Origin of the sequence: Amycolatopsis sp. CA-161197, from assembly GCF_050942255.1 — a bacterium.
Taxonomy (GTDB): Bacteria; Actinomycetota; Actinomycetes; order Mycobacteriales; family Pseudonocardiaceae; genus Amycolatopsis.
Map to the genome: position 1 here is coordinate 517,825 of NZ_CP192059.1, position 22,736 is coordinate 540,560.

Genomic DNA, 22,736 nt, shown 5'->3' on the forward strand with positions numbered 1-22,736 from the left:
GGCGCGGCCGGTCCACTCGCACCGGTCAGTCGGACTCAACGGTCCACTCGTGCGGGCGGCGGTGTCTCAGCGGGTCGTGGCGATCGGGGGTGCGCTCGCGTGCGTGGGGATTGTGGTGGCCGACGGCGGAAGGCGGACGGGCGTGCGCGGGCTCGACGGAAGGGACGCTGGCGGCTGGCCCGGCGCCTGGACCGCGGAACGGCTCGGCGTCGGGGCACCGGGCGGACGGGCAGTCGTGTCGGCGGTGGGTGGGGCGGTCGGCAGGGAGCTCGACGGGGGAGGCGTCGGCGCGATGGTCGACAGGCCGGGGCCCGCGGGCTGGACGGGCGCCGTCGGGCCGTGGTGGCCGGCCGCGAAGCTCACGGCGAGGCCCGCCACGACGAGGACCGCCGCGGTGGCCACGGAGCTGCCCGCCACGGCCAGGCGCTTGCGGCGGCGTCGGATGCGGGCGCCGTCGTTGATGACGTCGGCGGCGGAGAGGGTGAGGGGCGGACCGTCCGGGAGAGTGGAGAACAGCGCGCGGACGTCGGTGTCGGAGGTCGGGGCCGAGCTGGTGTCGGCATCCGAGCCGAGGTCGGGATGCGAGTCGTAGTCGAAGTCGCGGCCGGAGCCGGAGCCAGAGCCAGTCGAGGCGGAGCTGTGGCCCGAGCGGTCAGGTCCAGCCGAGCCGTCAAACTCACCAAAATCGCGGTTCACCAGAACAGTCACCTCCCTCCAGGAACAGCCATGGCCGCGAAGTGCGGCCCCAGCCGGTTGCGCAGAGTGGCCAGGCCGCGGGCGGCCTGGCTCTTCACCGTGCCGGTGCTGCAGCCGAGGGTGGCGGCCGTCTCGTCGACGGACAGGTCCTCGAAGTAGCGCAGCACCAGCACGGCGCGTTGACGGGGCGCCAGCACCGCGAGGGCCTGGCGCACCAGCATGTCGTGTTCGGTTTCGGTGTCCGTGGTGGGGACGTCGGGGGGTGCGTCGGTCAGGCGTTCCCGTTTCCAGCGGCTGCGGCGGTTTTCGGCGAGGAACGTGCGCAGGACGATCTTGCGCGCGTACGCGTCCAGGCTGTCGTGCCGGGACAGGCGCGGCCACGCGAGGTACAGCTTCAGCAGCGCCGCCTGCGCGAGGTCCTCGGCGCGGTGCCAGTCGCCGCACAGGAGGTACGCCGTGGCCCGCAGGCTGTGCGCGCGCTCGCCGAAGTACCGGGCGAACTCGCCGTCCCACGGCGAGCTCGGCCCGGACACCGGACGGGAGCGGGAGATCACCTGCGCGATCAGCCCCAGATGTCCGGCAGGTTCAGGTCACCGGTCGGCCCCGCGGGGATCGCCGTGGGCACGCGCACGCCGCCCGGCGCCGTCACGCCCGGAGCCTGCGGCGGCACGCGCGACGGCACCGCGGTCGGGGGCGCCACCTCGGTCGGACGCTGCGTCGGCAACGTCGGCCGCGGCGCCTCCGTCGGCGGCGCCTGGACGGGCGCGCTCGGCTGCGCCGTCGGCGGCGCCGGCTGCGCGAACGCCACCGCCCCACCCGTCACGGCACCCCCGGCCAGCAGCAACGCCCCGACACTCAACGCGAAACGAATACGCACAACAGCTCCTCAACTCACGAGCACCCCAGTCGGCGGCGCCTCTTCTGCCCCTAGTCATGCCGCCGGCGCCACGGCGGGTTGCATCGAGTTCGCCAAGTTCTTCCCGCACCCAGCGCCGGCGTTCGCGCCCGGATCGCGACGACTGCGCCGACACCCCGCCTCACCGATGCGCGGCCAAGCCGGGCCGCCCTGCCCACCGGCACCGGCTGGCCCGTGATCGACCATGCCCCACACCACGCTCGGCCAAGCCGAACGGCTGGTCCCGTCGGCACCAGCTGTCCCGTCGGGCTCCGCGATCTTCCGCGGCCAGGCGTCGACGTGCGCCCAAACCGGGCCCCGCTGGCCACCGGCAACCGTCGGCCCGCCGGACACCGCAGTCGACCACCCGAGAACTCGGGCCCTGTTCCTCACCGGGTCACAAGGCCCGCAACTCAACCGCGCGCCCTGATCGCAAACGCTTGCGCCTCCCCAGAACGACCCCACCAACGACAAACGGCCGGAGGCACCAACCCCCGGCCGTTCACCGAAAACCGCGAAAACTCACACCGCCGACAACTTGCTCCACGAAGCCCAGTCGTACGTCCAGTCGCTGTAGTCGCCGTCCTTCGACGTCAGGGTCTGGGTGCTGCCGGTGATCTCCACCGGGTCGCCCGGCAGGACGCTGTCGTAGTAGATCTTCGCGTTGGCGGGCGACAGGTTGAGGCAGCCGTGCGAGATGTTCTTCTTGCCCTGCGCCCAGATGGAGCCCGCGAGGCCGTGGATGAACTCGCCGTTGTTGGAGATGCGGACGGCCCACGGGACGTTGACGTCGGTGTAGCCGTAGCGCGGGTTGCTCATCGAGTAGGTCGCGTGCTTCGACATGACCACGTGCACGCCGCTGTGGGTGACGCGGCCCGGGTCGGAGTCGAGGCCGTAGCTGACCGGGAAGTCCATCACCTGCTTGCCGTCGCGGATGACCTGCATGCGGTGCTGCGTGGTGTTGCCCTTGACGATCTGCGAGCGCCCGATCTTGAAGCTCGCGGAGAGGTCCTGGCGCCCGTACGTGCCGCCGCCCATGGGCACGCCGTAGATGTTCGCGTTCACCTTCACCTCGGTGCCCGGCGCGAAGTACTCCTTCGGCCGCCAGTGCACGGAGGTGTCGCCGTTGAGCCAGGCCCACGAGCCCTCGGTCTTCGGCGTGGTCTCCACCGACAGCGCCTTCTCCACCGACGCCTTGTCCTTCACGGCGCTCGGGAACGTCAGCGCGATCGGCATCGCGATGCCGTACGTCTGGCCGTCGCCGACGTTCAGGCTGCCCGCCATCTGCCGGCGCGGCTTCACGGTGGTGAAGGCGCCGCTGATCTGCACCTGCTTGCCGTCGCTGCCGGTCGCCTGGCCGGACCAGGTGTACGTCTTGCTGTAGCCCAGGTCCTCGGTCGTAGACCAGCTCGTCTTGTCCGCGGACGGCTGGCCCTGCACCTGCTTGCCGTCCGGGTTCGTCAGCGTGACGGAGTCGATCGTGCCGTCCGCGACGCTCACCTTCACCGGATCACCCGGCGCCACGTCCTTGGCGTTCGCCGCGGGCGCGAGCGTGATGCTGGCCGGCTTGGCGACCGGCGCGGCCTTCGTCGGGCCCCCGCCCGTGTTGCCGCTGGCGCTCACGGTGGCCGGATCACTGCTGCACGCACCGAGCGCGAGCGCGGCGACGACCCCCAGAACCGCGATGCCCGCTCTCCGGCGCGCGAAGTTTCGGATAGTCACACCGATCCCCAATCTCCCCTGGACAACCCCAACCACCCAGACGTCCCGAAGAGCCCGAACGTTGATCGATCGAATAGTGACCAATGTCACACCGACCCTCATCATGCTCACGTACGGGGTCCAGACGACTCCGGGACGTGCACGGTGATGTCCGGCGCGGCCGTGCTCGATCAGCGTAACCGGCACCACTGACAGCGCTGCGTAGGCGGCGATACGACGTTCCGGTGACGTGCGAGTCTGTGAACCGATCCGCGAGATCACGGGCTTCAGATTTGGCCAGATCCCGGTAGGCTGCTGAGCAGGCCGTCGTTTTGCGTGTTCGTGGCTTCACACTCGCGGAACTTCTGACGCGAGCCGTGGGGCCCGACAGCTCTTCGCTCGACTCGTTGGAACCGCCCGGGACGGCCGGGGTGCCGCTTCGGTGGCATTCGAAGCGGATCTGTTACGAGGAGTACAGCGGTGGCGCAAGGCACTGTGAAGTGGTTCAACGCGGAGAAGGGCTTCGGCTTCATCGCTCAGGATGGCGGTGAGGGTGACGTGTTCGTGCACTACTCGGAGATCGACGGGCGCGGCTTCCGCACCCTCGAGGAGAACCAGCGAGTGGAGTTCGAGGTCGGCCAGGGCCAGAAGGGCCCCCAGGCCCAGAAGGTCCGCCCGATCTGAGACAGGCCCAACGCGTTTTCTCAGGCCTGAGTAAGGAACTCCCGGCGAGTCGCTCGCCGGGAGTTTCTTTTTGTTGTTGTGTGACACCGTTTTGTTGACACAGCGTGGTTTCCCTGACGCATCGTGACTTCCGGTCACGGAAAAGCCCCCGGCGCTGGTGCACCGGGGGCTTTCTCGGCTGTGTTCGTCGCGCTTCGGTCAGCGGGGGAGAAGCGGTTCGTCGAAGGAACCCTGGGGGAAGCTGAACTCGTCGGTCATGGCGTCGGAGTGCCGGCGATCCTGCGCCGACGCGGCCTGGCCCTCCCAGGAGAGGCGCTCCAGGATCCACTCCATCGCCAGCGCCTGCGGGGAGATGTCGCGCTCGTTGGCGATCTCCTTGAGCTGCTGGCTCGCGATGAGGTTCATGCGCAGCTGGTAGACCTGCGCTTCGCCGAAGCGCTTGCCGGTCCCGGTGCTTTCGGGGTCGGAGTCCGGAGCGAGAGCCGCGAGGTAGCTGGTGAGCTCCTTGTCCTCGACGACTTCTTCGCCCGCCGGCTTGGCGGCGTTGCGGTGCCGTCCGGACGAGACGGCCTTGAGGTTCGTACGGCTGCCGAGGCGGCCGAGTGAGGGAAGAGGCACCCGAACACGATAACGGTTGGGTCTCGGCAAACAAACGACTGTGAGACACGACACAAGCAATTCGGTCGCTCATTGAGCCTATTCGATCACCTGAACAGCCCAGCGGTAAACGCTGTTCAATGACCGTCTGTGGATGTGCTGTTCACGCGTTGCGCAAGGCGGGTTTCAGCAGGTCGACACGTAAAAGTGCAGAAATGGAGAGACCCCCGCGCCAGGGGGAGGAACGCGGGGGTCGGAGGGGATCTCCACAGGCGCTGACCGGGGGTGTGTCAGCACCATCGATTGTTGCACGAGTTCCGGGCTTGGGCGAGTGGAACCCGTGAGAAATCCACACTCCGGTTCACATTCACGATCTTGTGAATGTGTCCGGCGATTGCGCAGGGTTGTGCGGAGAGTGTTCCCAGGTTCACTCTCCGGGGGGCTGCCTGTGGCGCTTTCCTCTGGTTAGCCTCGCGGCCAGTTGTTCAGAACCGGGCGGAGGGGCCATGAGCGGGTCTGTGGAAGTTCGACAGTTCCTCCTTCGGTACGAAGGTGCCGATGGCGGAAGCACGTCGCTGACCGGCGGCGGCGTGCCGGCGCAACGCGGGGCCACCGACGGCCAACGCGTCTCCGACGACCAAGTGCGGCGCGCCCGCCTTGCCGTCGCCAACGGCGCACTGGGGGTCGAGGACTGCGCCCAGCTGTTGGAGATGCTCGGCCTCGATCTCGACGAGGGCGGACAGGCGCCGGTTCAGCGCTGAGGTCTGCCGTCGGCTGGGGTTCGGGTCGTGCGGTGGCTCGGTGGGCTGTCGTGTGACTTGTTGACGGGTCTCGCGGCGTCTTGGGTGTCTCCGGGTTGATCGACGCCCGGTTGGGGGCGACGGCCGGCCGGCTCGCCTCTCCGGCGCGTAGGATCGCTGTTGTCGCAGGTCATGAGCTTGCCGGAGAGTTAGTCACCCCCCGGTGTGAGGCGGTGGGGGCGTGCCCTATGCTTGTAATCGCTCCCGGGGGAACCTGAGAGCGCGGTCGGTCGGTTCGCCGAAACCGGCTGGGCTCCCATCGTTCAGTGGCCTAGGACTCCGCCCTTTCAAGGCGGCAACGCGGGTTCGAATCCCGTTGGGAGTACGCAGTACCGTAGTACCAGCAAGGCCCTGTGGCGCAGTTGGTTAGCGCGTCGCCCTGTCACGGCGAAGGTCGCGGGTTCGAGTCCCGTCAGGGTCGCAAGATCGTTCGGCTGCTAGCCGGCGTTCCCGGCCAGGTAGCTCAGTTGGTACGAGCGTCCGCCTGAAAAGCGGAAGGTCGCCGGTTCGACCCCGGCCCTGGCCACGCTCGAAGAAGCCGTCTTGACTCACGTCAGGGCGGCTTTCTTGTGTCTGAGGGCGGATTTGGCGCGAGTGGCGCCGAAGCCGGGGCGACGATCGCGGGGACGCCGCCGTGGAGGCGGCTCGTGCCGCCTTCACGGGACGCGACGTCCCCGATGATCGTGCTACTTGCTGTGTTTCGGTTCGGCCGCCGGTGTCGTGGTGATCACAACCGGTCGGCGAGGGTTTTCGCCAGCGTGGTGTAGCCGGCGCGGAACCCGTCGTTGCGCGGAGCGGCCAAGGAGAGGTGGGCGACACGGGTCACGCCGTGGCTCGGCTCGATGACCGCGATGTCGGTGCCGTTGCCTTTGCTGAGGCAGTAGATCGCGGCTTCACCGAGCGGCTGCGCCTTGTCGGCGCACTCCTGTTCGGCGACTTGCAGCAGTGTCTTCTGCGCAACCATTGTCGGGGTCTCGGCGATCTCGAGGGCTGCCAGAAGGGAACCGTCGTCGTCGGTGCGGTGGTACTTGCAGGTGTAGACGGTGAGCCCGCCCTGGACTGACGGGATTTGTTCGCTGCTGTCGTAAATGTTCGGGTCGCTGAACGCCTTTGCGATCTCCGCCGAGTCCAGAAACGGACACGCCGCCGTCAGCTTGGCCGGCGACACTGCCGGCACGAACGGCGGAGGGGGAGGGCTGGCGCTCGTGGTGGGCGCAGGACTGCTGCTGGAGGCCGGCGCCACGACGGCTCCGTTGGCACCGGTCGAACATCCTGCGGCAGCCGCCGCCACGAAGGCGGCGGCGATGAATCTTCGAGACAAACGCATGCACCGAATCCTGCCGGACATTCCCGGAATTCCCGCTCGCGGAGATCCACTTGTGATCACTCAGGGTGGCTTGTTCACCGAATCTTCTTGCTGTGCGTGAAAAACTATGCGGGTTGAGGGGGCGTGCGTTCTTCGAAGCCTGGCTCAGAGAACCGCGCAAGGTGAAGCGCGTCTCCGTGGCGGACGCCGCTGGCAGGATGCCGAACGTGACGCACGAGCTGTGGGACGCGCACGCCGCGGAGTTCGATGAGCAGCCCGATCACGGGTTGCGCGACCCCGTCGTGCGCGAGGCGTGGCGGGAGCTTCTGCTGTCGTTGCTGCCGAAGGCGCCGGCGTCCGTGGTTGATCTGGGTTGTGGGACGGGAAGTCTCGCCGTGTTGTTGGCCGAGGTCGGCTATGAGGTGTGTGGGGTGGATCTGTCCCGGCGGATGCTGGCGCTCGCCGAGGAAAAGGCGGCGGCGGCGGCCGGGGTCGAGGTCGAGTTTCGGCATGGCGACGTGGCGGATCCGCCGGCGGGTGCGTACGACGTGGTGCTCAGCCGGCACGTGCTGTGGGCGATGCCCGATCCCGCGGCCGCGGTGGCGCGGTGGGTCGGGCTGCTGAGGCCCGGCGGGCGGCTCGTGCTGATCGAGGGCCGGTGGTCCACCGGGGCCGGGCTGACCGCGGCGGAGTGTCAGGGACACGTGCTGGCTCATCGGCGGGAAGCGGGTGTCGAGAAACTGGATGACCCGGCGTTGTGGGGTGCGGAGATTGAGGATGAGCGATACGTGGTGACCAGTCGAGCCTGAAGACGCACGACGGTGGCTGCGATCGATCGGGTACAAGTCGAGGCTGCTCGGGGCCGTGGTGAATCGGCTGAAGGCCCACTTCGGCTGATCCGCAAAAAACTTCGCGCGGCCGTGTCCGGACCACCACGCCGGCTCCGACCACTCGGCGAAAGACACCGTCGAGACCCAAGGAGCACACCGTGAAGTACCTGCTCACCATCAACATGACCCCCGCCCTGTGGGAGAGCCTCCCCGAAAGCGCGAAGCAGGACGTGTACGACGGACACGGCGCCTTCATGAAGAACAACGCCGCCGAGTTCGTCGAGACCAAGGCGCTGGCCGGGCCCGGCGAAAGTGTCACCGTGCGGGTGCGCGAGGGCGAGACGCAGCCCGAGATCGGCCTCATCCACGGCAGCGAGACCTTCCTCTGCGGCTACTACCTCGTCGACGTCCCCACGAAGGACCGGGCGATCGAGCTCGCCGCCGAGGTTCCGGAGGCGAAGCACACCGCGGTGGAGGTGCGGCCGGTCGAGTACGAGGGTTGACCTGCACCGAGGTCGAGGTTGCACGCTGATCACCATGTGGACCATCGACGCCGTGGACGTCAACGCGTACCTCGAGCGGGTCGGGCGCCCGCGTCGGCCACCGTCAGCCGAGGCGCTGCGGGAGTTGACGCGGGCGCACGTCGAGACGATTCCGTTCGAGAATGTGGACGTCGTGCTCGGGCGGCATCGGGGGATCGGGCTGGACGTCGTCAGCGAGAAGCTGATCACGCAGCGAAGAGGGGGGTACTGCTACGAGCAGGCCGGCCTCTTCGCGGCCGTCGCGGAACGGCTGGGGTACGACGTGCAGCGGACGGTTTCGCGGGTGCAGCCCGACCGGGGCGGGCCGTACACGCACATGACGTTGATCGTCGCCGTGGAGAACACGCCGTACCTCGTCGACGTCGGGTTCGGGTCGGGGATGCTCGTGCCGATGCCATTCGAGGACGGCGCGGTGGTGGACCAGGGCGGGTGGCCGCACCGGCTCATCCGCCGGGACGACTGGTGGGTCTTCCAGAAGAAGGACCAGCACGGCTGGGAAGACCTCCACGAGCTCCTCCCGCAGGTCCACAGCCGGCCCGTGGACTACGAGGTCTACCACCACTACATCTCCACCCACCCGAAGTCGGTGTTCTTCGGGCGGCTGGTCCTCATGCGCCTGGAGGACGGCCGGCTGCGCCGCATGATCGGGCGGGAGCTCACCGAGTCCCGGCCCGGGATGACGGACGTGACCAGGACGATCGCGCCCGAAGAGCTGGAGAAGACGTTGGCGGACCTGGACATCGTGCTCACCGACGAAGAACTCGACGCACTGCTGAAGGTCTACTGAGCGAACAGCTCCGCGGCAGGCAGCGGCCGGCCCAGGTGGTAACCCTGGGCCTGGTCGCAGCCGAGCTGACGCAGCAACGCCAGCTCCTCGGCCGTCTCCACCCCCTCGGCCACCACGGTCAAGCCGACCGCGTGCGCCATCGCGATGATGCTCGCGACGATCGCCGCGGCGTCGCGGGAGTCGGCGATGCCGGTGATGAACGAGCGGTCGATCTTCAGCGTGTCCAGCGTCATGCGGCGCAGCTGCGCCAGCGACGAATAGCCCGTGCCGAAGTCGTCGATCGCGAGCAGCACGCCGAGGGAACGCAGTGCTGCCAGTACTTCCGCGGCGGCGACCTCGTCGCGCATCAGCGCGCTCTCCGTCACCTCCAGGCACAACGCGGACGCCGGGAGGCCCGTCGTCGCCAGTGCGTCGCGCACGGCCGGCACCAGCTGTGGATCTTCCAGCTGGCGCACGGAAAGGTTCACCTTCAGCGACAGGTCCAGACCGCGGGCCGCGCGCAGCGAAGCCACCTCGCGCGTGGTGTCGCGCAGCACGAACTTGCCGATCTCGTTGATCAGCTCGCTTTCCTCGGCCAGCGGGATGAACTCCGCGGGCGAGATCGCGCCGTGGGTGGGGTGCGTCCAGCGCAGCAACGCTTCCACGCCCACCATTTCGCCGGTGTGCAGGTCGACCACGGGCTGGTACGCGGGCCACAGCTGTCCACTGTGGACCGCGTCGCGCAGGTCCTGCTCCATGCGCAGCCGCCGCTGCATTCGCATCCGCAGGGCGACGTCGAAGAACTCGTACCGCCCGCGGCCGAGCGCTTTTGCTTGGTACATGGCGACATCCGCGTCACGCAGCAGGTCTTCGGCGCTGCGCTGGTCGCCCGCCGCGACGAGGACGATGCCGATGCTCGCGTCCACGTGGAGCTCGCGCCCATGCACGGAAATGGGCTCCGCCAGCACCGAACGCAGGTGCGCCGCGAGCGAGCGCACCTCGGCGTCGGCCGTGGCCCCGGCCGTGACGACCACGAACTCGTCACCCCCGAAACGGCCCACCACGTCGGCCGCGGCCGTGGCGCGGCGCAGGCGTTCGCCGACGATCCGCAGCACCTGGTCGCCGACGGAGTGGCCGAGGGAATCGTTGATGATCTTGAACTTGTCGAGGTCGAGGAACAGCACCGTGGTCGGGTTGACGCGGTCGCGGCGATCGAGCCGGTCGAGCACGAGCGTGCGGTTCGCCAGGCGCGTCAACGGGTCGTGGGTCGCGTCGTGGGCCAGGCGGGCGCTGATGGCGCGCCGTTCGGTGATGTCGGTGAACGACGTGACCACGGAGACGCCGACGGGGTCGTCCGGGTTGAGCAGCCGCGACGTCAGCGCCACCCACACGTCGCGGCCGTCGGCGCGGCGCAGGCGCAGGACGAGGCCGTTCTGCGTGATCCCGGTGCGGCGCGTGGAGATCGACGGCAGCTCGTCCTCGGACAGCCGGTGCCCGGACTCGTCGAAGAGCACGAGCGACGAGCACGGCACGCCGATCAGCTCGTCGGCCGGCACACCGAGGATGCGGCTCGCGGCGGGGTTCACCGACTCGATCAGGCCTTTCGGGCCCACGACCAGCACACCTTCGTCGAGCGCGGCCACCACCGTGCGGTAGTGCTGCTCCGCTCGGCGGCGCGCGGTCTCGTCAGCGCAGACGAGCACGTGGCCGTCATTCATCTCAGCTGCGGAAACGCGGACCGAGAGCGGAGCCCCTTCGCGATGGTGGTGCATCTGCTGCACCACGCCTCCCGCGAGCTGGACCGCCACGGGATCGGGATCGGCGCCGAGCAGCTCGCGTGCCGGCCGGCCGACGGCTTCCGCCGCGGTCCACCCGTACACGGTCTCCGCTGCGGGGTTCCAGCTCGTGATGATGCCGTCCGCGGTCACCGCGATGATCGCGTCGCTCACCTGCGACACCACCGCGGCCTGAGTGGCGGCGGCCCGGAGCCCGGCGACGTCGCGGATCACGACCTGGATCGCCGACGCGGCCTCGTCGCCGGTGCGCAGCGACACCGTCTCCACGGCGAACGTGCTGCCGTCGACTCGTTTCACGACCGTTTCGACCGGTTCGGCCGCAGGCTCCTCGGCGCGGTCCCGTTCGGCTACCACGAAGTCGGTGACCGGCCGGCCCACGACCTCGGCCGTCGACCGGGCGCCGAAGAGATCGAGCGCCGCGGGATTGGCGTAGGTGATCACGCCGCTTTCGTGCACGCAGGTGGCGTCGGCGCTCAGCTCCACGAGCCGCCGGTAGCGTTCGGCCAGCTCGGCGAGCTGCGCCTTGGCTAGGGCGTCGGCCTCCATAGTGCGTCCGGTCCCCCTGTGTCGGCGTGTGGCCCGTCGATTACACCACCAAGGGATCAGTCGTGTATATGCGCCGGGGAACCTTCGTATATCACGTGCCGCCGGGCCCCGGCTCCGCGAATTCCCTCGGTGTCGCGCCCCTCGGACGCCGGTTCACGGAGTCGCGAAGCCGTGGGCCCCAGTAGAAGAGGCCGAAGTGCGCCGCGCACGCGTGGCCGAGCACGGTGACCACGGAATCGAGGCTGCCGGGCGAATCGGACACCCAGACCACGGCGATGAACAGCTCCATCACCACGAGAACCGCGATGCGCAGCCGGCCGCGCAGCAGGAACACGAGCGCGCCCGCCGTGGTGAAGAAGCCGTAGCTCACGCCGATGTCGAGCCAGCGGCTCGCGGTCGTCGGCAGCACGCCGCCGCTGATCAGCAGCATCACGGGCACTTCCGTGGCGAGCGTGGCCAGCACGTGGCCGCTGAAGAAGACGATCGCCGTGCGGCCGGGCCCGAACCGGCGTTCGAGCGGGGCGAGCGCGATGGTGAAGATGATCGCGTAGGCGAGCCAGCCGCCGTCTTCGAGCCACAGCGCGCTGCTGAGCAGGGAGACCAGCGGGCGGCGCCAGAGGTTGTGGGCGTCGGTGCTCGAGAGCTGCAACAGCTTGGCCGTGACGACCGGGTCGGCGAAGCGCAGCACGAGCGTGGTGCCGAGCAGGACGATGAGGTAACCGAACGTGAACGGTGTCGACCGGGGGGTCGGCAGCGCCCGCGCGAAGCTGCGGCCCACTGCTCGCCAGGTCAGCGTCACCCGGGTGGGCGCGGCCTCGCCGACGAGCCGGTGGGTCCACCAGTCTCGGAGGGTGACCGGCTGTCGGGCTCGCAGCAGCATTACTCCAGGCTCTCCGGGCATCCTGGGAGTTTCGCTAAGGGCAGCTGTGAAACCGCTGTGATTCTCACCCGCTAGTGTGACGCACACTGCGTAGAACTTTCTGTCATTATTCACCCGTTCGGTGGCCTGGTGCGGTATGAATGGCCCACTCCTGGTGAAAGGCCCGCTGGTGGACGAAGAGGTTTCGGTCGCCGAGCTACTCGTGCGCGAAGGTTGGGGCGAACGTCTGCCGCCGCCTTCGCGCTCGCGTTGGCGCATGGTCGCCGTGATGGTGGCGGTGGTCGTCGGGTGTGGCGCCGCGGCGATCCTGGTGTCGTTCGGCACGACGGCGAACGACGAGGCCACGCGCCTCACCGAGATGAAGGTCATCGAGATGCCCGACCGCACCGACGGTGCGGGTGGCGTCTCGGAGTCGAACCCGCCGCCGGCCACGATCGCGGGGTCCGGGCAGGGCCACGACTCGAACTCTTCGAGCGACGACGAGACCACCGAGGCCAGCGCCCCGAAGATCACGTCGATCATCGACCCGCTCAACCCGCGCGGCGGTGGTGAGCCCGGCGCGACGTCGAGCAGCAACTCCCGCACCGCGACCAGCGGATCCGACTCGCCGACCTCGCCGACGGGCACCGCGCCCGGTTCGGGTGGCACCTCGTCGGACAACCAGCCTCCGCCGCCTCCGCCCCCGACGACCACGACGAAGACCAACCGGCCGTGTGTGCTGGGCATTCTCTGCATCTGAGTTCGGCTGCTGTTAACCGACATCACCAGTCTTGACCAGTCCTGACCGGGCATGATCACGGCGTGGTGAACGTCAAGACCAGGCCCGGCCTGCGGACGTGGCTGCTCGAAGGCGAGCACAAACGCGCCGAGCAGCTGAAGGGCGGCAAGCGGGAGACCGCGAAGGAAGCCGAACACCCGTGGTGGAAGGTCATGTGCCTCACGGGCGTCGACTACTTCTCCACGCTCGGCTACCAGCCCGGTATCGCGGCGCTCGCCGCCGGCGTGCTGTCACCGTTGGCGACGGTCGTGCTCGTGATCCTCACGCTCTGTGGTGCGTTGCCGATCTACCGCCGCGTCGCGCGCGAAAGCCCCCACGGGCAGGGCTCGATCGCGATGCTGGAGAAGCTCCTGTCGTGGTGGAGCGGCAAGCTGCTCGTGCTGGTGCTGCTGGGTTTCGTGGCCACCGACTTCGTCATCACCATCACGCTCTCGGCCGCCGACGCCACCGCGCACGTGGTCGAGAACCCCTTCGTCCCGTCCGCCCTGCACAACGGCCAGCTGTGGATCACGCTCGTGCTGATCGCGTTGCTCGGCGCGGTGTTCCTCAAGGGCTTCGCCGAGGCGATCGGCGTCGCGGTGGTGCTGGTGGGCGTGTACCTGGCGCTGAACGTGGTCGTGGTCGCCACCGCCGTCGAGCACGTGGTGACGAGCCCGAAACTGGTGGTCGACTGGCAGAACCTGCTGGTGGCTCAGCACCCCAATCCGTGGCTGATGGTGGGCGTGGCGTTGGTCGTGTTCCCGAAGCTGGCGCTGGGCCTGTCCGGCTTCGAGACGGGTGTTTCGGTGATGCCGCTGGTGAAGGGCAAGCCCGGCGACAGCGAACCGGAGCCGGAAGGCCGTATCCGCAACACGCGCCGGCTGCTGCTCACCGCGGCGCTGACGATGAGCGCGTTCCTGATCACGTCGAGCTTCGCCACCACGGTGCTGATCCCGCAGCAGGAGTTCCAGCCCGGCGGCGCGGCCAACGGTCGTGCGCTCGCGTTCCTCGCGCACCAGTACCTCGGCGACGTCTTCGGCACGGTCTACGACGTCAGCACCATCGCGATCCTGTGGTTCGCCGGCGCGTCGGCGATGGCGGGGCTGCTGAACATCGTGCCGCGCTACCTCCCGCGCTACGGCATGGCTCCCGACTGGGCCCGCGCGACGCGGCCGCTGGTGATCGTGGTGGCGCTCATCGCGTTCGTGATCACGCTGATCTTCGACGCCAACGTGGAGGAACAAGGCGGCGCGTACGCGACGGGCGTGCTGGTGCTGATCTCCTCGGCCGCCGTGGCGGTGACGCTGTCGGCCCGGCGACGCCGGCAGCGGCGGGCGTTCGTGGCGTACCTGGTGATCACGCTCGTGTTCCTCTACACGACCATCGCCAACGTGATCGAGCGTCCGGACGGCGTGAAGATCGCGGCGTTCTTCATCGTCGCCATCGTGCTGACGTCGATGATCTCGCGCGCGACGCGGTCGCTGGAGCTGCGCGTGGAGGAGGTCGACTTCGACGCGGCGGCCCAGCGGATCCTCGACAAGGCCGTGCGCGCGGGCGAAATCCGCATCATCGCCAACGAACCGGACGCCCGCGACGAGGCCGAGTACCGCGACAAGGAACGCGAAGCCCGCGAGGACAACCACATCCCGACCGACTGCGCGATCCTCTTCCTCGAGGTGACGATCTCCGACGCGTCCGACTTCGAAACCACGCTGCGCGTCCACGGCGAAAAGCGCGCGGGCTACCGGATCCTGCGCATGAAGAGCCCGTCGATCGCCAACGCCATCGCCGCCGTGCTGCTGCACATCCGCGACGAAACCGGGAAACAGCCCCACATCTACTTCGCCTGGACCGAGGGCAACCCCTTCAAGTTCCTCATCCGCTACCTCATCTTCGGCGACGGCGACATCGCCCCCGTGACGCGGGAAGTCTTGCGGCGCGCGGAACCCGATCCGCACCGGCGGCCGCTCGTACACGTGGGTTAGCTGTCGTCGTCCGGCATCAGCGGCCGCATGAAGGTGCGGCGGTGCCGCACGACGCAACCGGACTCGTCGCGGATGCGGTCGGCCGCGATGAAGTCGGGGTCAACGCCGAAGAGCGCGCGGTACTGCTCGTACGCGGCGAGGCTTTCGAAGCTGAACAACGCCCTGGCCTCGTCACTCGCCCCTTCGGCGGGCAGGAAGTAGCCGTGGTGCACGCCGCCTTCGCGGGTGACCAGGCGCATCCACGCCTGGGCGAACCGTTCGAACTCGGTGATCTTCGCGGGATCGATGACGTAGTCGACCACGCAGGTGATCACCGGCCCCACACCCGTTCCGCGGTCGAGACGATGAGCTCCAGCTTGCGCAGCTGGTCGTCCGTGGTGAGCTCGTTGCCTTCCTCAGTCGACGAGAAACCGCACTGCGGCGAGAGGCAGAGCTGGTCGATGTCGACGAACCGCGAAGCCTCCTCGATGCGGCGCACCAACGTGTCCGCGTCTTCCAGCTCCGGCCGTTTCGTGGTCACCAAACCGAGCACCACGCGCTTGCCCGGCGGCACGAACCGCAGCGGCTCGAAGCCGCCGGAGCGTTCGTCGTCGAACTCCAGGAAGAAGCCGTCGACGCCGAGCTCGCCGAACAGCGCCTCGGCCACGAACTCGTAGCTGCCCGAAGCCGCCCACGACGAGCGGAAGTTGCCGCGGCACAGGTGGGTCGTCACGCTCATGCCCTCGGTTCGGCCGCGCAGCGCCGCGTTGATCTGCTGGATGTTGCGCAGGTGCAGGGTGTCCGGGTCGCCGCCCATGCGCGCGACGAGCTCGCGCTGCGCCGGGTCGTTGAGGTACGCGAGGCTGGTGTCGTCGAGCTGCAGGTACGTGCAGCCGAGCTCGCCCATCGCCGTCAGCTGCGCCGCGTACGCCGTGGCCAGGTCGGCGAAGAACTCCTCCAGGTCCGGGTACACGGTCTCGCTCACCGCCGCCCGGCCGCCGCGGTAGTAGATCATGCTCGGCGACGGGATGGTGAGCTTCGGTGTGATGCCGGCGTCCACGTGGGACTTGAGGAACGCGAAGTGCTCGGCGAAGATCGGCTGGTCCAGCCGCACGCGGCCGTCGACCTGCAGGCCGGGTGGGCTGAACTCGAGGTCGCCGGCGAGGTTGTGGAACTTCACGTGCAGGCGCTCGTCGCTCTGCGAGATGCCGCCGAGTGAGTAGATGAAGTCCATGTGCCAGGACGCGCGGCGGAACTCACCGTCGGTGGCCGAGGACAGGCCGGCGACCTTCTGCATCTTGATCACGTCGCGGATCGCGTCGTCTTCGACGGCCTTGAGCTGTTCGGCGGTGATCTCACCTGCGGAGTGGCGGCGGCGGGCGTCGCGCAGAACCGGCGGCCGCAGCAGGCTCCCGACGTGGTCGGCGCGGAAGGGGGGACGCGGAGTCATCCTCGCATCGTCACACACAAACCGGCGGTATGCGTCGTGAGAAGATGCGCGATCGGATCCGCGTGAAAGGGCTGCCCCCATGACCAAACACCCGGTCGACCAAGGCCTCCCCGCCGGCCGGCTGCTCCTGCTCGGCCTGCAGCACATGGCGATCATGTACACGGGGTCGGTCGCTGTGCCGCTGATCGTCGGCAGCGCGCTGAAGCTCGACGCGGCGACGATCGCGTTGCTGGTCAACGCCGACCTCTTCGTGGCCGGGATCGCCACGCTGGTCCAGTCCATCGGCATCGGCAAGCTCATCGGTGTGCGGCTGCCGGTGGTCGCGGGCGCGACGTTCACCGTGGTCAACCCGATGATCCTGATCGCCTCGCAGTACGGCCTCACCGCGGTGTACGGCTCGATGATCGCCTCGGGCGTGTTCGGGCTCCTGCTGGCGCGGCCGTTCGCGAAGATGATCCGGTTCTTCCCACCGCTGGTCTCGGGCACGTTGCTGCTGGTCATCGGCATCTCGCTGCTCGGCCCGGGCGCGGCGATGATCGCCGGCCACGACACGGAGGCCCCCGACTACGCGACCCCGTCGCACCTCGGCATCGCCCTCGGCGTGGTGGCACTGATCGTGCTGCTGACCCGGGTGCTGCGCGGGTTCGTCGCGCAGATCGCGCCGCTGGTGGCGCTCGCCGTCGGGCTCATCGTGGCGGTTCCCCTTGGCCTGACGCAGTTCGGCGGGGTCGGGCAGGCGAGCTGGTTCGGGCTCGCGTCCCCGCTGCACTTCGGCGCGCCGACGTTCCCGATCGCCGCCGTGCTGTCGATGTGCGTGGTCATGCTGGTGACGTTCACCGAGTCCACCGCCGACATGATCGCCGTCGGCGAGATCACCGGCCGCCCGGCCACCGACGCCGACGTCGCCCGCGGCCTCGCCACCGACGGCCTGTCCGCCATCCTCGGCGGCTTCATGAACTCCTTCCCCGACACCGCGTTCGCCCAGAACGTCGGCCTCGTCCAGATGACCCGCGTGCGCAGCCGGTGGGTCGTCGCCGTGACAGGCGGCCTGCTCGTGGTGATGGGCGTCGTGCCGAAGGTCGGCGCGGCCATCGCCTCGATCCCCGAACCGGTCGTCGGCGGCGTCGCGGTGATCATGTTCGCGATGGTGGCCGCGGTGGGCGTGCAGAACCTCAAGAAGGTCGAGTTCACGGGCAACCACAACACGTTCATCGTCGCGGTGTCCCTCGGCGTCGGCCTCCTGCCCGCCTTCGCCACCGACCGCTTCGGCACGTCCATCTTCTTCCAGCACTTCCCCGCGTGGCTCCAGACCATCTGCGGCAGCCCGATCACGCTGACGTCGATCCTGGCGTTCCTGCTGAACCTTCTTTTCAACCACCTGGGGGCGAGGAAGGATCCGGACCTGCTGGCGGCACCGTAGGGGTGCTTGACGGTGCCGCCGGCATCGCCGCGGTCGCACCGAAGGCAGCGGCGTCGATGCGCTGGGACGAGATGGCGGCGCGTTCGTCCGGATGGGTGGGCGGCGTCGCGGGGTTGCGAATGGGCCACTTCGCCGACGACCGGCAGGTTTGAGTGCCCGCTCGGCCCGGACACGCGGCGCGCCACTCGAGCGGCGCACTGGCCTGTGCTCACCTGAGACACCGGCGCCGTAGGGGTGCTTGACTGACACCCATGCGGCACAACGCGCAGCGGCCACCGTCGGTCGTGGAGCGGGTGTTGGACGTGCTGGGCGCGTTCACGTCCGAGCGACCGGTGTTGACGCTGTCCGAGCTGAGCCGGCGGGCCGGGCTGCCGTTGTCGACGACGCACCGGCTGGCGGGTGAGCTGGTGCGGCGCGGGGCGTTGCAGCGCGACGAGCAGGGGCAGTTCCGCGTGGGCCTGTGGCTGTGGGAGGTGGCGTCGCTCGCGCCGCACGGGGCGCAGTTGCGGGAGAGCGCGATGCCGTTCCTCGAGGACCTCTACGAGGCCACGCACCAGAACGTGCAGCTGGCCGTGCTCGACGGGGCCGAGGTCGTGTACCTCGAACGGCTCTCCGGGCGCCGCGCGGTGAACGTGATTTCGCGGGTGGGCGGGCGGCTGCCGTTGCACGCGACGGGCGTCGGGCTCGTGCTGCTCGCGCACGCGCCGGCCGAGGTGCAGGAGCAGGTGCTCGCGCTGCCGCTCAAGCGCTACACCGGCAAGACGATCCGCTCGGCCGAGCAGCTGCGGCGGGTGCTGGCCGACGTCCGCCGCAACGGCTACGCGGTGAGCGACGGCCAGATCGAGCTGCCCGCCCTCTCCGTCGCGGCGGCGGTGCGCGGCGCGTCGGACACGGTCGTCGCGTCGATTTCCGTGGTCGTGCCGGCCGAGGGGACGGACCCGTTGACGCTGGTCCCGGCCGTGCGGGCGGCGGCGCGCGGTATTTCACGCACGCTCGGCGCCACGCTGCGGCTTTCCGAAGACGCGCACCGCGAGACCCACTGAAACCTTCCACTCAGTGGAAGACGGGCTGCGGTCAACGGCCGCGAACCAGCACGCTGAGGGCCATCCCGACGACGTGAGGAGGCCCGGTGATCACCCTCGACGACGATCCGTTCGCCGACGAAGTCCTGGCCGACCCCGTGCCGCTGCACCGGCGGCTGCGCGACGCCGGTCCCGTCGTGCGCCTCGGCCGTTACGACGTGTGGGCGATGGCCCGCGCCGAGGAGGTCACGCAGGCGTTGACCGATCCGGAGACGTTCTGCTCGTCCGCCGGCGTCGGGCTCAGCGACTTCCGCAAGGAGACGCCGTGGCGCCCGCCGAGCCTGCTGCTCGAGGCCGACGCGCCGGAGCACGACCGGGCCCGCCGCACCGTGACGAGCGTGCTGACGCCGAAGGTCGTGAAGACCTACCGGGACACCTTCGCGCGTGAAGCGGAGAAGCTCGTCGCTTCGCTGGTGGAGCGCGGCGAGTTCGACGCCGTCCCCGACTTCGCGGAGGCTTTCCCGCTGAAGGTCTTCCCCGACGCCGTCGGTCTGCCCGCCGAGGGCCGTGAGCACCTGCTGCCGTACGGCGCCATGGTGTTCAACGGCTTCGGCCCCCGAAACCACCTGTTCACCGAGGCCATGGAGCGCGGCGCCGTGGCCCACGAGTGGATCGCCGAGCACTGCCGCGCCCAGAATCTGGCGCCGGGCGGGCTCGGGGCGCGGATCCACGAAGCTGCAGCCGACTACCCGGCCGAGGAACGCGCGCTGCTCGTGCGCTCCTTCCTGAGCGCCGGCGTCGACACGACCGTCCACGCGCTGGGCAACGCCGTGTTGTGCTTCGCGTCCTACCCCGACCAGTGGGCCGCGCTGCGCGAGAAGCCGGAACGCTCGCGCGCGGCGTTCGAAGAGGTCGTGCGGTTCACGTCGCCGGTGCAGACGTTCTTCCGCACCACCACCCGCGACGTCGAGATCGGCGGCGAGCGGATCCCGGCGGGGGAGAAGGTGCTGCTCTTCCTGGCCGCCGCCAACCGCGACCCACGGCGCCGGCCCGACGCGGACACGTTCGACATCACGCGCCGCGCGGCCGGGCACGTTGGGTTCGGCTCGGGTGTCCACGCGTGCGTCGGCCAGATGTTCGCGCGGCTCGAAGGCGAGGTGCTGCTCGCGGAGCTGGCCCGGCGCGTCACGACGATCGAACTCGCGGGCGAGCTGCGGCCCCAGCTGTCCAACACCCTGCGTGGCCTCGCGTCGCTGCCGATTCGGGTTCGGTGAGCAGGATGCCGAAGGTCACCTACGTGCGGCCCGACGGGACCTCCCGCACCGTCGACGCCACGGTCGGTCGCTCGCTGATGCAGGTGGCGCTCGACCACGGCGTGGACGGGATCGTGGCCGAGTGCGGCGGTAACGCCATGTGTGCGACCTGTCACGTCTACGTCGACCCGGCGCGCCTCGACGATCTTGGGCCCTTGTGCTCAGATGAAGAAGAGATGTTGGACTGCACGGCCAGCCCGAGGGCGGCCACCAGCAGGCTGTCCTGCCAGCTACCGGTGACCGAGGACCTCGACGGTCTGGTCCTGCGTTTGCCGGAGGAGCAGTTATGACCACAGGATCCTCGCCCGAGACCGTGCTCGTCGCCGGCGGCGGCCAGAGCGGCTTCCAGGCCGCGGCTTCGTTGCGGGACAAGGGTTTCACCGGGCGGGTGGTCCTGGTCGGCGACGAGCCGGGCGTGCCGTACCAGCGGCCGCCGCTGTCGAAGGCCTACCTCAAGGGCACGGCGGGCGACGAGCAGCTGCGGCTGCGGCCGGAGGACTTCTTCGCGGAGAAGGGCATCGAGCTCGTGCCGGGGCGGGTGGCTTCGGTGGACCGGGCGACTTCGCGGGTGATTCTGGAGTCGGGCGAGGAGCTTCCGTACGACCACCTCGTGCTGGCCACGGGTGCGCGGAACCGGGTGCTGCCGGTGCCCGGCGCGGATCTCGACGGCGTGCTGATGCTGCGGACGCGGGACGACGCGGACCGGCTGCGTTCGTCGTTGGAAAGTGCTTCGAACGTCGTGGTCATCGGCGGCGGCTTCATCGGGCTGGAGTTCGCCTCGCACGCCGGGCGGCCCGTGACGGTCGTCGAGGCGCAGGACCGGCTGCTGGCGCGGGTGGCGTCGCCGGAGGTGTCGGCGTTTTTCAAGGAGCTGCACGAAAAGGCCGGGCACACGGTGTTGCTCGGAACAGGTGTTACGGCTCTGCACGGCGACGGGCACGTCTCGTCGGTCGAGCTGGCCGACGGCTCGCGGCTGCCCGCCGACCTGGTCGTGGTCGCGGTCGGGGTGGTGCCGGAGACGACGCTCGCTTCGCAGGCCGGGCTGGCCGTGACCAACGGTGTGGTCGTCGACGAGCACCTGCGCACCGAGGACCCGAAGATCTTCGCGATCGGCGACTGCGCCAACTTCCCGTGCGTCCACGCGGGCGCGGCGACGCGGCTGGAGTCGGTGCAGAACGCCGTCGACCAGGCCCGATGCGTCGCCGCGGCGATCACCGGCGACGCCGCACCGTACGACAGCCTGCCGTGGTTCTGGACCGACCAGACGGGCGCGAAGCTGCAGATCGTCGGCATTCTGGCCAATGCCGACCAGACCGTGGTGACGGGCGACCGGGCCGAGGGGCGGTTCTCGGTGCTGTCGTTCCGCGACGGTGTGCTGATCGCCGTCGAGTCCGTGAACCGCCCACCCGACCACATTGCCGCGCGCCGGCTGTTCACGGCGGAGCTGCGTCCGTCGTACGCCGATCTCGAAGCCAGCTCGTTCGATTTGAAAGCCCATGTGAAGTCGCGTTCCGCGGCTTGACGTTCGTTCGTTCGTTCGTTCGGAGGTACCCCCGTTGCGCACCCAGGTCGCGGTGATCGGCGCAGGCCCGGCCGGTCTGCTGCTTTCGTACCTGCTCCACTCCGAGGGCGTGGAGGCCGTCGTGCTGGAGGCGCGCGATCGCGAGTACGTGCGCCAACGCGTGCGCGCGGGGGTCTGCGAACAACCGACGGTCGAGCTGCTCACGGAGATCGGCCTCGGCGACCGGCTGGCGCGGGAAGGCTTGCCGCACGAGGGTTTCTCGCTCCGGTTCGACGGCCAGGACCACCGCATCGCGCTGACCGAGCTCACCGGGCGGTCGATCACGGTGTACGGGCAGCAGGAGATCGTGAAGGACCTCGTGGACGCGCACGAACGTCAGGGATTGCCGCTGGAGTTCGAGGTTTCGGACGTGGCTGTGTCTGATGTGGACACTTCGCGTCCGGTGGTCCGTTACGTGGATTCCGCTGGTGTTGCGCAGGTTCTGGAATGTGACGCCGTTGTCGGCTGCGACGGTTTCCACGGGGTGTCTCGTCCGTCCATTCCGGACGGTGTGTTGCAGTTCTTCGAGCGGGAGTACCCCTTCGCGTGGCTGGGTGTCCTGGCGCAGACGCCGCCTTCGCACGAGGAGCTGATCTACACGCACCACCCGCGTGGGTTCGCCTTGCACAGCATGCGCTCGCCGGAAATCACGCGCCTCTACCTGCAGGTCGACCCCGCCGAGGACCTCGCGGCCTGGTCCGACGATCGCATCTGGTCCGAGCTGTCCCTGCGCCTGGCGGTCGACGGCGAGTTCACCCTGCGCGAAGGCCCGATCCTCGACAAGGGCATCACGCCCATGCGCAGCTTCGTCGCCGAACCCATGCGCCACGGCCGGTTGTTCCTCGCCGGCGACGCCGCCCACATCGTCCCGCCGACCGGGGCGAAGGGCATGAACCTGGCCGTCGCGGACGTCCGCGTCCTCTCGCGCGCCTTGGTCGCCCTGCTCAAGGGCGACCCCGCCCTGGCCGACGCCTACTCCGACACCTGCCTCCGCCGCGTCTGGCGCGCCGAACACTTCTCCTGGTTCATGACGACCATGCTCCACACCGACCCGGGCGCCGACGCGTTCGCCCGCCGGCTGCAGCTTTCGCAGCTTCGCTACACCGCCTCGTCGCGCGCTGCGGCGACCAGCGTGGCGGAGAACTACGTGGGGTTGCCGTTCGGGGGTTGAGGTTTTGCGGTCTTGCTGGGGCTCGTGAGTGGACCTCTC

At 69.3% G+C, this 22,736-nt stretch carries 24 protein-coding genes and 3 tRNA genes; 17 read left to right on the forward strand and 10 right to left on the reverse strand.

Annotation, left to right across the window (positions count from 1 at the left end; translation table 11 throughout):
* Positions 1-66: 66 nt before the first annotated feature.
* From ACQPXB_RS02540 to ACQPXB_RS02555, 4 genes are all read right to left on the reverse strand, one after another.
* Positions 67-696, reverse strand: a complete 630-nt coding sequence (locus ACQPXB_RS02540) for a hypothetical protein (protein ID WP_432849287.1) — start codon at positions 694-696, stop codon at positions 67-69.
* A gap of 8 nt (positions 697-704) precedes the next feature.
* The gene (locus ACQPXB_RS02545) at positions 705-1,250 is read right to left on the reverse strand and encodes a SigE family RNA polymerase sigma factor (protein ID WP_432849288.1); all 546 of its coding nucleotides are present in this window, start codon (positions 1,248-1,250) and stop codon (positions 705-707) included.
* A gap of 8 nt (positions 1,251-1,258) precedes the next feature.
* Positions 1,259-1,573 (reverse strand): hypothetical protein, encoded by a 315-nt coding sequence (locus ACQPXB_RS02550; protein WP_432849289.1) that lies wholly within the window; start codon positions 1,571-1,573, stop codon positions 1,259-1,261.
* A 540-nt stretch (positions 1,574-2,113) separates the two neighbouring features.
* Positions 2,114-3,307 (reverse strand): L,D-transpeptidase, encoded by a 1,194-nt coding sequence (locus tag ACQPXB_RS02555; RefSeq protein ID WP_386946859.1) that lies wholly within the window; start codon positions 3,305-3,307, stop codon positions 2,114-2,116.
* Between the two features lie 465 nt (positions 3,308-3,772).
* Here ACQPXB_RS02555 and ACQPXB_RS02560 point away from each other — a divergent pair, with 465 nt between their 5' ends.
* Entirely contained in the window at positions 3,773-3,976 is a 204-nt protein-coding gene (locus ACQPXB_RS02560; RefSeq protein ID WP_020669570.1) for a cold-shock protein, read from the forward strand.
* A gap of 198 nt (positions 3,977-4,174) precedes the next feature.
* Here the strand turns inward: ACQPXB_RS02560 and ACQPXB_RS02565 are convergent, their stop codons facing one another.
* Positions 4,175-4,594 carry a hypothetical protein gene (locus ACQPXB_RS02565; RefSeq protein ID WP_364044635.1) on the reverse strand — a complete coding sequence of 140 codons (420 nt, stop codon included), beginning with the start codon at positions 4,592-4,594 and terminating at the stop codon, positions 4,175-4,177.
* Positions 4,595-5,079: 485 nt separating this feature from the next.
* Between ACQPXB_RS02565 and ACQPXB_RS02570 the strand changes: the two genes are divergently transcribed.
* From ACQPXB_RS02570 to ACQPXB_RS02585, 4 genes are all read left to right on the forward strand, one after another.
* A complete protein-coding gene (locus tag ACQPXB_RS02570) occupies positions 5,080-5,334 on the forward strand; it encodes a hypothetical protein (protein WP_360602346.1) in 255 nt (84 codons plus the stop codon).
* 291 nt (positions 5,335-5,625) lie between these two features.
* Positions 5,626-5,698, forward strand: a tRNA-Glu gene (locus ACQPXB_RS02575).
* Between the two features lie 22 nt (positions 5,699-5,720).
* Positions 5,721-5,794 (forward strand) — tRNA-Asp (locus ACQPXB_RS02580).
* 31 nt (positions 5,795-5,825) lie between these two features.
* Positions 5,826-5,899 (forward strand) — tRNA-Phe (locus tag ACQPXB_RS02585).
* Positions 5,900-6,100: 201 nt separating this feature from the next.
* On the opposite strand, the gene ACQPXB_RS02590 is transcribed toward ACQPXB_RS02585, so the two are convergent.
* Complete coding sequence (locus ACQPXB_RS02590; RefSeq protein WP_432849290.1) at positions 6,101-6,700, reverse strand: hypothetical protein; 600 nt, start codon at positions 6,698-6,700, stop codon at positions 6,101-6,103.
* A gap of 197 nt (positions 6,701-6,897) precedes the next feature.
* Here ACQPXB_RS02590 and ACQPXB_RS02595 point away from each other — a divergent pair, with 197 nt between their 5' ends.
* The 3 genes from ACQPXB_RS02595 (at position 6,898) to ACQPXB_RS02605 (ending at position 8,838) form a co-directional block, all read left to right on the forward strand.
* Positions 6,898-7,488, forward strand: a complete 591-nt coding sequence (locus ACQPXB_RS02595) for a class I SAM-dependent methyltransferase (protein ID WP_432857251.1) — start codon at positions 6,898-6,900, stop codon at positions 7,486-7,488.
* A 179-nt stretch (positions 7,489-7,667) separates the two neighbouring features.
* Positions 7,668-8,012 (forward strand): YciI family protein, encoded by a 345-nt coding sequence (locus ACQPXB_RS02600; RefSeq protein ID WP_366577659.1) that lies wholly within the window; start codon positions 7,668-7,670, stop codon positions 8,010-8,012.
* 34 nt (positions 8,013-8,046) lie between these two features.
* On the forward strand, positions 8,047-8,838 hold the full coding sequence (locus tag ACQPXB_RS02605) for an arylamine N-acetyltransferase family protein (protein WP_432849291.1): 792 nt from the start codon (positions 8,047-8,049) through the stop codon (positions 8,836-8,838).
* Here ACQPXB_RS02605 and ACQPXB_RS02610 read toward each other — a convergent pair.
* Both ACQPXB_RS02610 and ACQPXB_RS02615 read right to left on the reverse strand, forming a co-directional pair.
* Positions 8,832-11,159 carry a sensor domain-containing protein gene (locus tag ACQPXB_RS02610; RefSeq protein ID WP_432849292.1) on the reverse strand — a complete coding sequence of 776 codons (2,328 nt, stop codon included), beginning with the start codon at positions 11,157-11,159 and terminating at the stop codon, positions 8,832-8,834. The genes ACQPXB_RS02605 and ACQPXB_RS02610 overlap by 7 nt on opposite strands.
* Before the next feature lie 91 nt (positions 11,160-11,250).
* Positions 11,251-12,039 carry a rhomboid-like protein gene (locus ACQPXB_RS02615; protein WP_386946117.1) on the reverse strand — a complete coding sequence of 263 codons (789 nt, stop codon included), beginning with the start codon at positions 12,037-12,039 and terminating at the stop codon, positions 11,251-11,253.
* A gap of 136 nt (positions 12,040-12,175) precedes the next feature.
* Between ACQPXB_RS02615 and ACQPXB_RS02620 the strand changes: the two genes are divergently transcribed.
* Entirely contained in the window at positions 12,176-12,778 is a 603-nt protein-coding gene (locus ACQPXB_RS02620) for a hypothetical protein (RefSeq protein ID WP_432849293.1), read from the forward strand.
* A 62-nt stretch (positions 12,779-12,840) separates the two neighbouring features.
* A complete protein-coding gene (locus tag ACQPXB_RS02625; RefSeq protein ID WP_432849294.1) occupies positions 12,841-14,781 on the forward strand; it encodes an amino acid transporter in 1,941 nt (646 codons plus the stop codon).
* Here ACQPXB_RS02625 and ACQPXB_RS02630 read toward each other — a convergent pair.
* Both ACQPXB_RS02630 and ACQPXB_RS02635 read right to left on the reverse strand, forming a co-directional pair.
* On the reverse strand, positions 14,778-15,095 hold the full coding sequence (locus ACQPXB_RS02630) for an NIPSNAP family protein (protein ID WP_366577670.1): 318 nt from the start codon (positions 15,093-15,095) through the stop codon (positions 14,778-14,780). The two genes, ACQPXB_RS02625 and ACQPXB_RS02630, sit on opposite strands and share 4 nt — an antisense overlap.
* Positions 15,092-16,210: a 5-methyltetrahydropteroyltriglutamate--homocysteine S-methyltransferase gene (locus ACQPXB_RS02635; RefSeq protein WP_432849295.1), complete on the reverse strand. Its 1,119-nt coding sequence runs from the start codon at positions 16,208-16,210 to the stop codon at positions 15,092-15,094. The genes ACQPXB_RS02630 and ACQPXB_RS02635 overlap by 4 nt, the downstream gene beginning before the upstream one ends.
* Before the next feature lie 79 nt (positions 16,211-16,289).
* Here ACQPXB_RS02635 and ACQPXB_RS02640 point away from each other — a divergent pair, with 79 nt between their 5' ends.
* The 7 genes from ACQPXB_RS02640 to ACQPXB_RS02670 all read left to right on the forward strand — a co-directional run bounded on the left by ACQPXB_RS02640 (position 16,290) and on the right by ACQPXB_RS02670 (position 22,697).
* Complete coding sequence (locus ACQPXB_RS02640; RefSeq protein ID WP_432849296.1) at positions 16,290-17,630, forward strand: nucleobase:cation symporter-2 family protein; 1,341 nt, start codon at positions 16,290-16,292, stop codon at positions 17,628-17,630.
* Between the two features lie 2 nt (positions 17,631-17,632).
* On the forward strand, positions 17,633-17,782 hold the full coding sequence (locus ACQPXB_RS02645; RefSeq protein ID WP_432849297.1) for a hypothetical protein: 150 nt from the start codon (positions 17,633-17,635) through the stop codon (positions 17,780-17,782).
* 99 nt (positions 17,783-17,881) lie between these two features.
* Positions 17,882-18,673, forward strand: coding sequence for an IclR family transcriptional regulator (locus ACQPXB_RS02650; RefSeq protein WP_366577676.1), 792 nt, complete (start codon positions 17,882-17,884; stop codon positions 18,671-18,673).
* Positions 18,674-18,759: 86 nt separating this feature from the next.
* Entirely contained in the window at positions 18,760-19,926 is a 1,167-nt protein-coding gene (locus ACQPXB_RS02655) for a cytochrome P450 (RefSeq protein WP_432849298.1), read from the forward strand.
* Positions 19,927-19,931: 5 nt separating this feature from the next.
* Positions 19,932-20,255, forward strand: coding sequence for a 2Fe-2S iron-sulfur cluster-binding protein (locus tag ACQPXB_RS02660; RefSeq protein ID WP_432849299.1), 324 nt, complete (start codon positions 19,932-19,934; stop codon positions 20,253-20,255).
* The gene (locus ACQPXB_RS02665; protein ID WP_432849300.1) at positions 20,252-21,487 is read left to right on the forward strand and encodes an NAD(P)/FAD-dependent oxidoreductase; all 1,236 of its coding nucleotides are present in this window, start codon (positions 20,252-20,254) and stop codon (positions 21,485-21,487) included. The genes ACQPXB_RS02660 and ACQPXB_RS02665 overlap by 4 nt, the downstream gene beginning before the upstream one ends.
* 34 nt (positions 21,488-21,521) lie before the next feature.
* Positions 21,522-22,697: a 4-hydroxybenzoate 3-monooxygenase gene (locus ACQPXB_RS02670; RefSeq protein ID WP_432849301.1), complete on the forward strand. Its 1,176-nt coding sequence runs from the start codon at positions 21,522-21,524 to the stop codon at positions 22,695-22,697.
* The last annotated feature ends 39 nt before the right edge of the window (positions 22,698-22,736 follow it).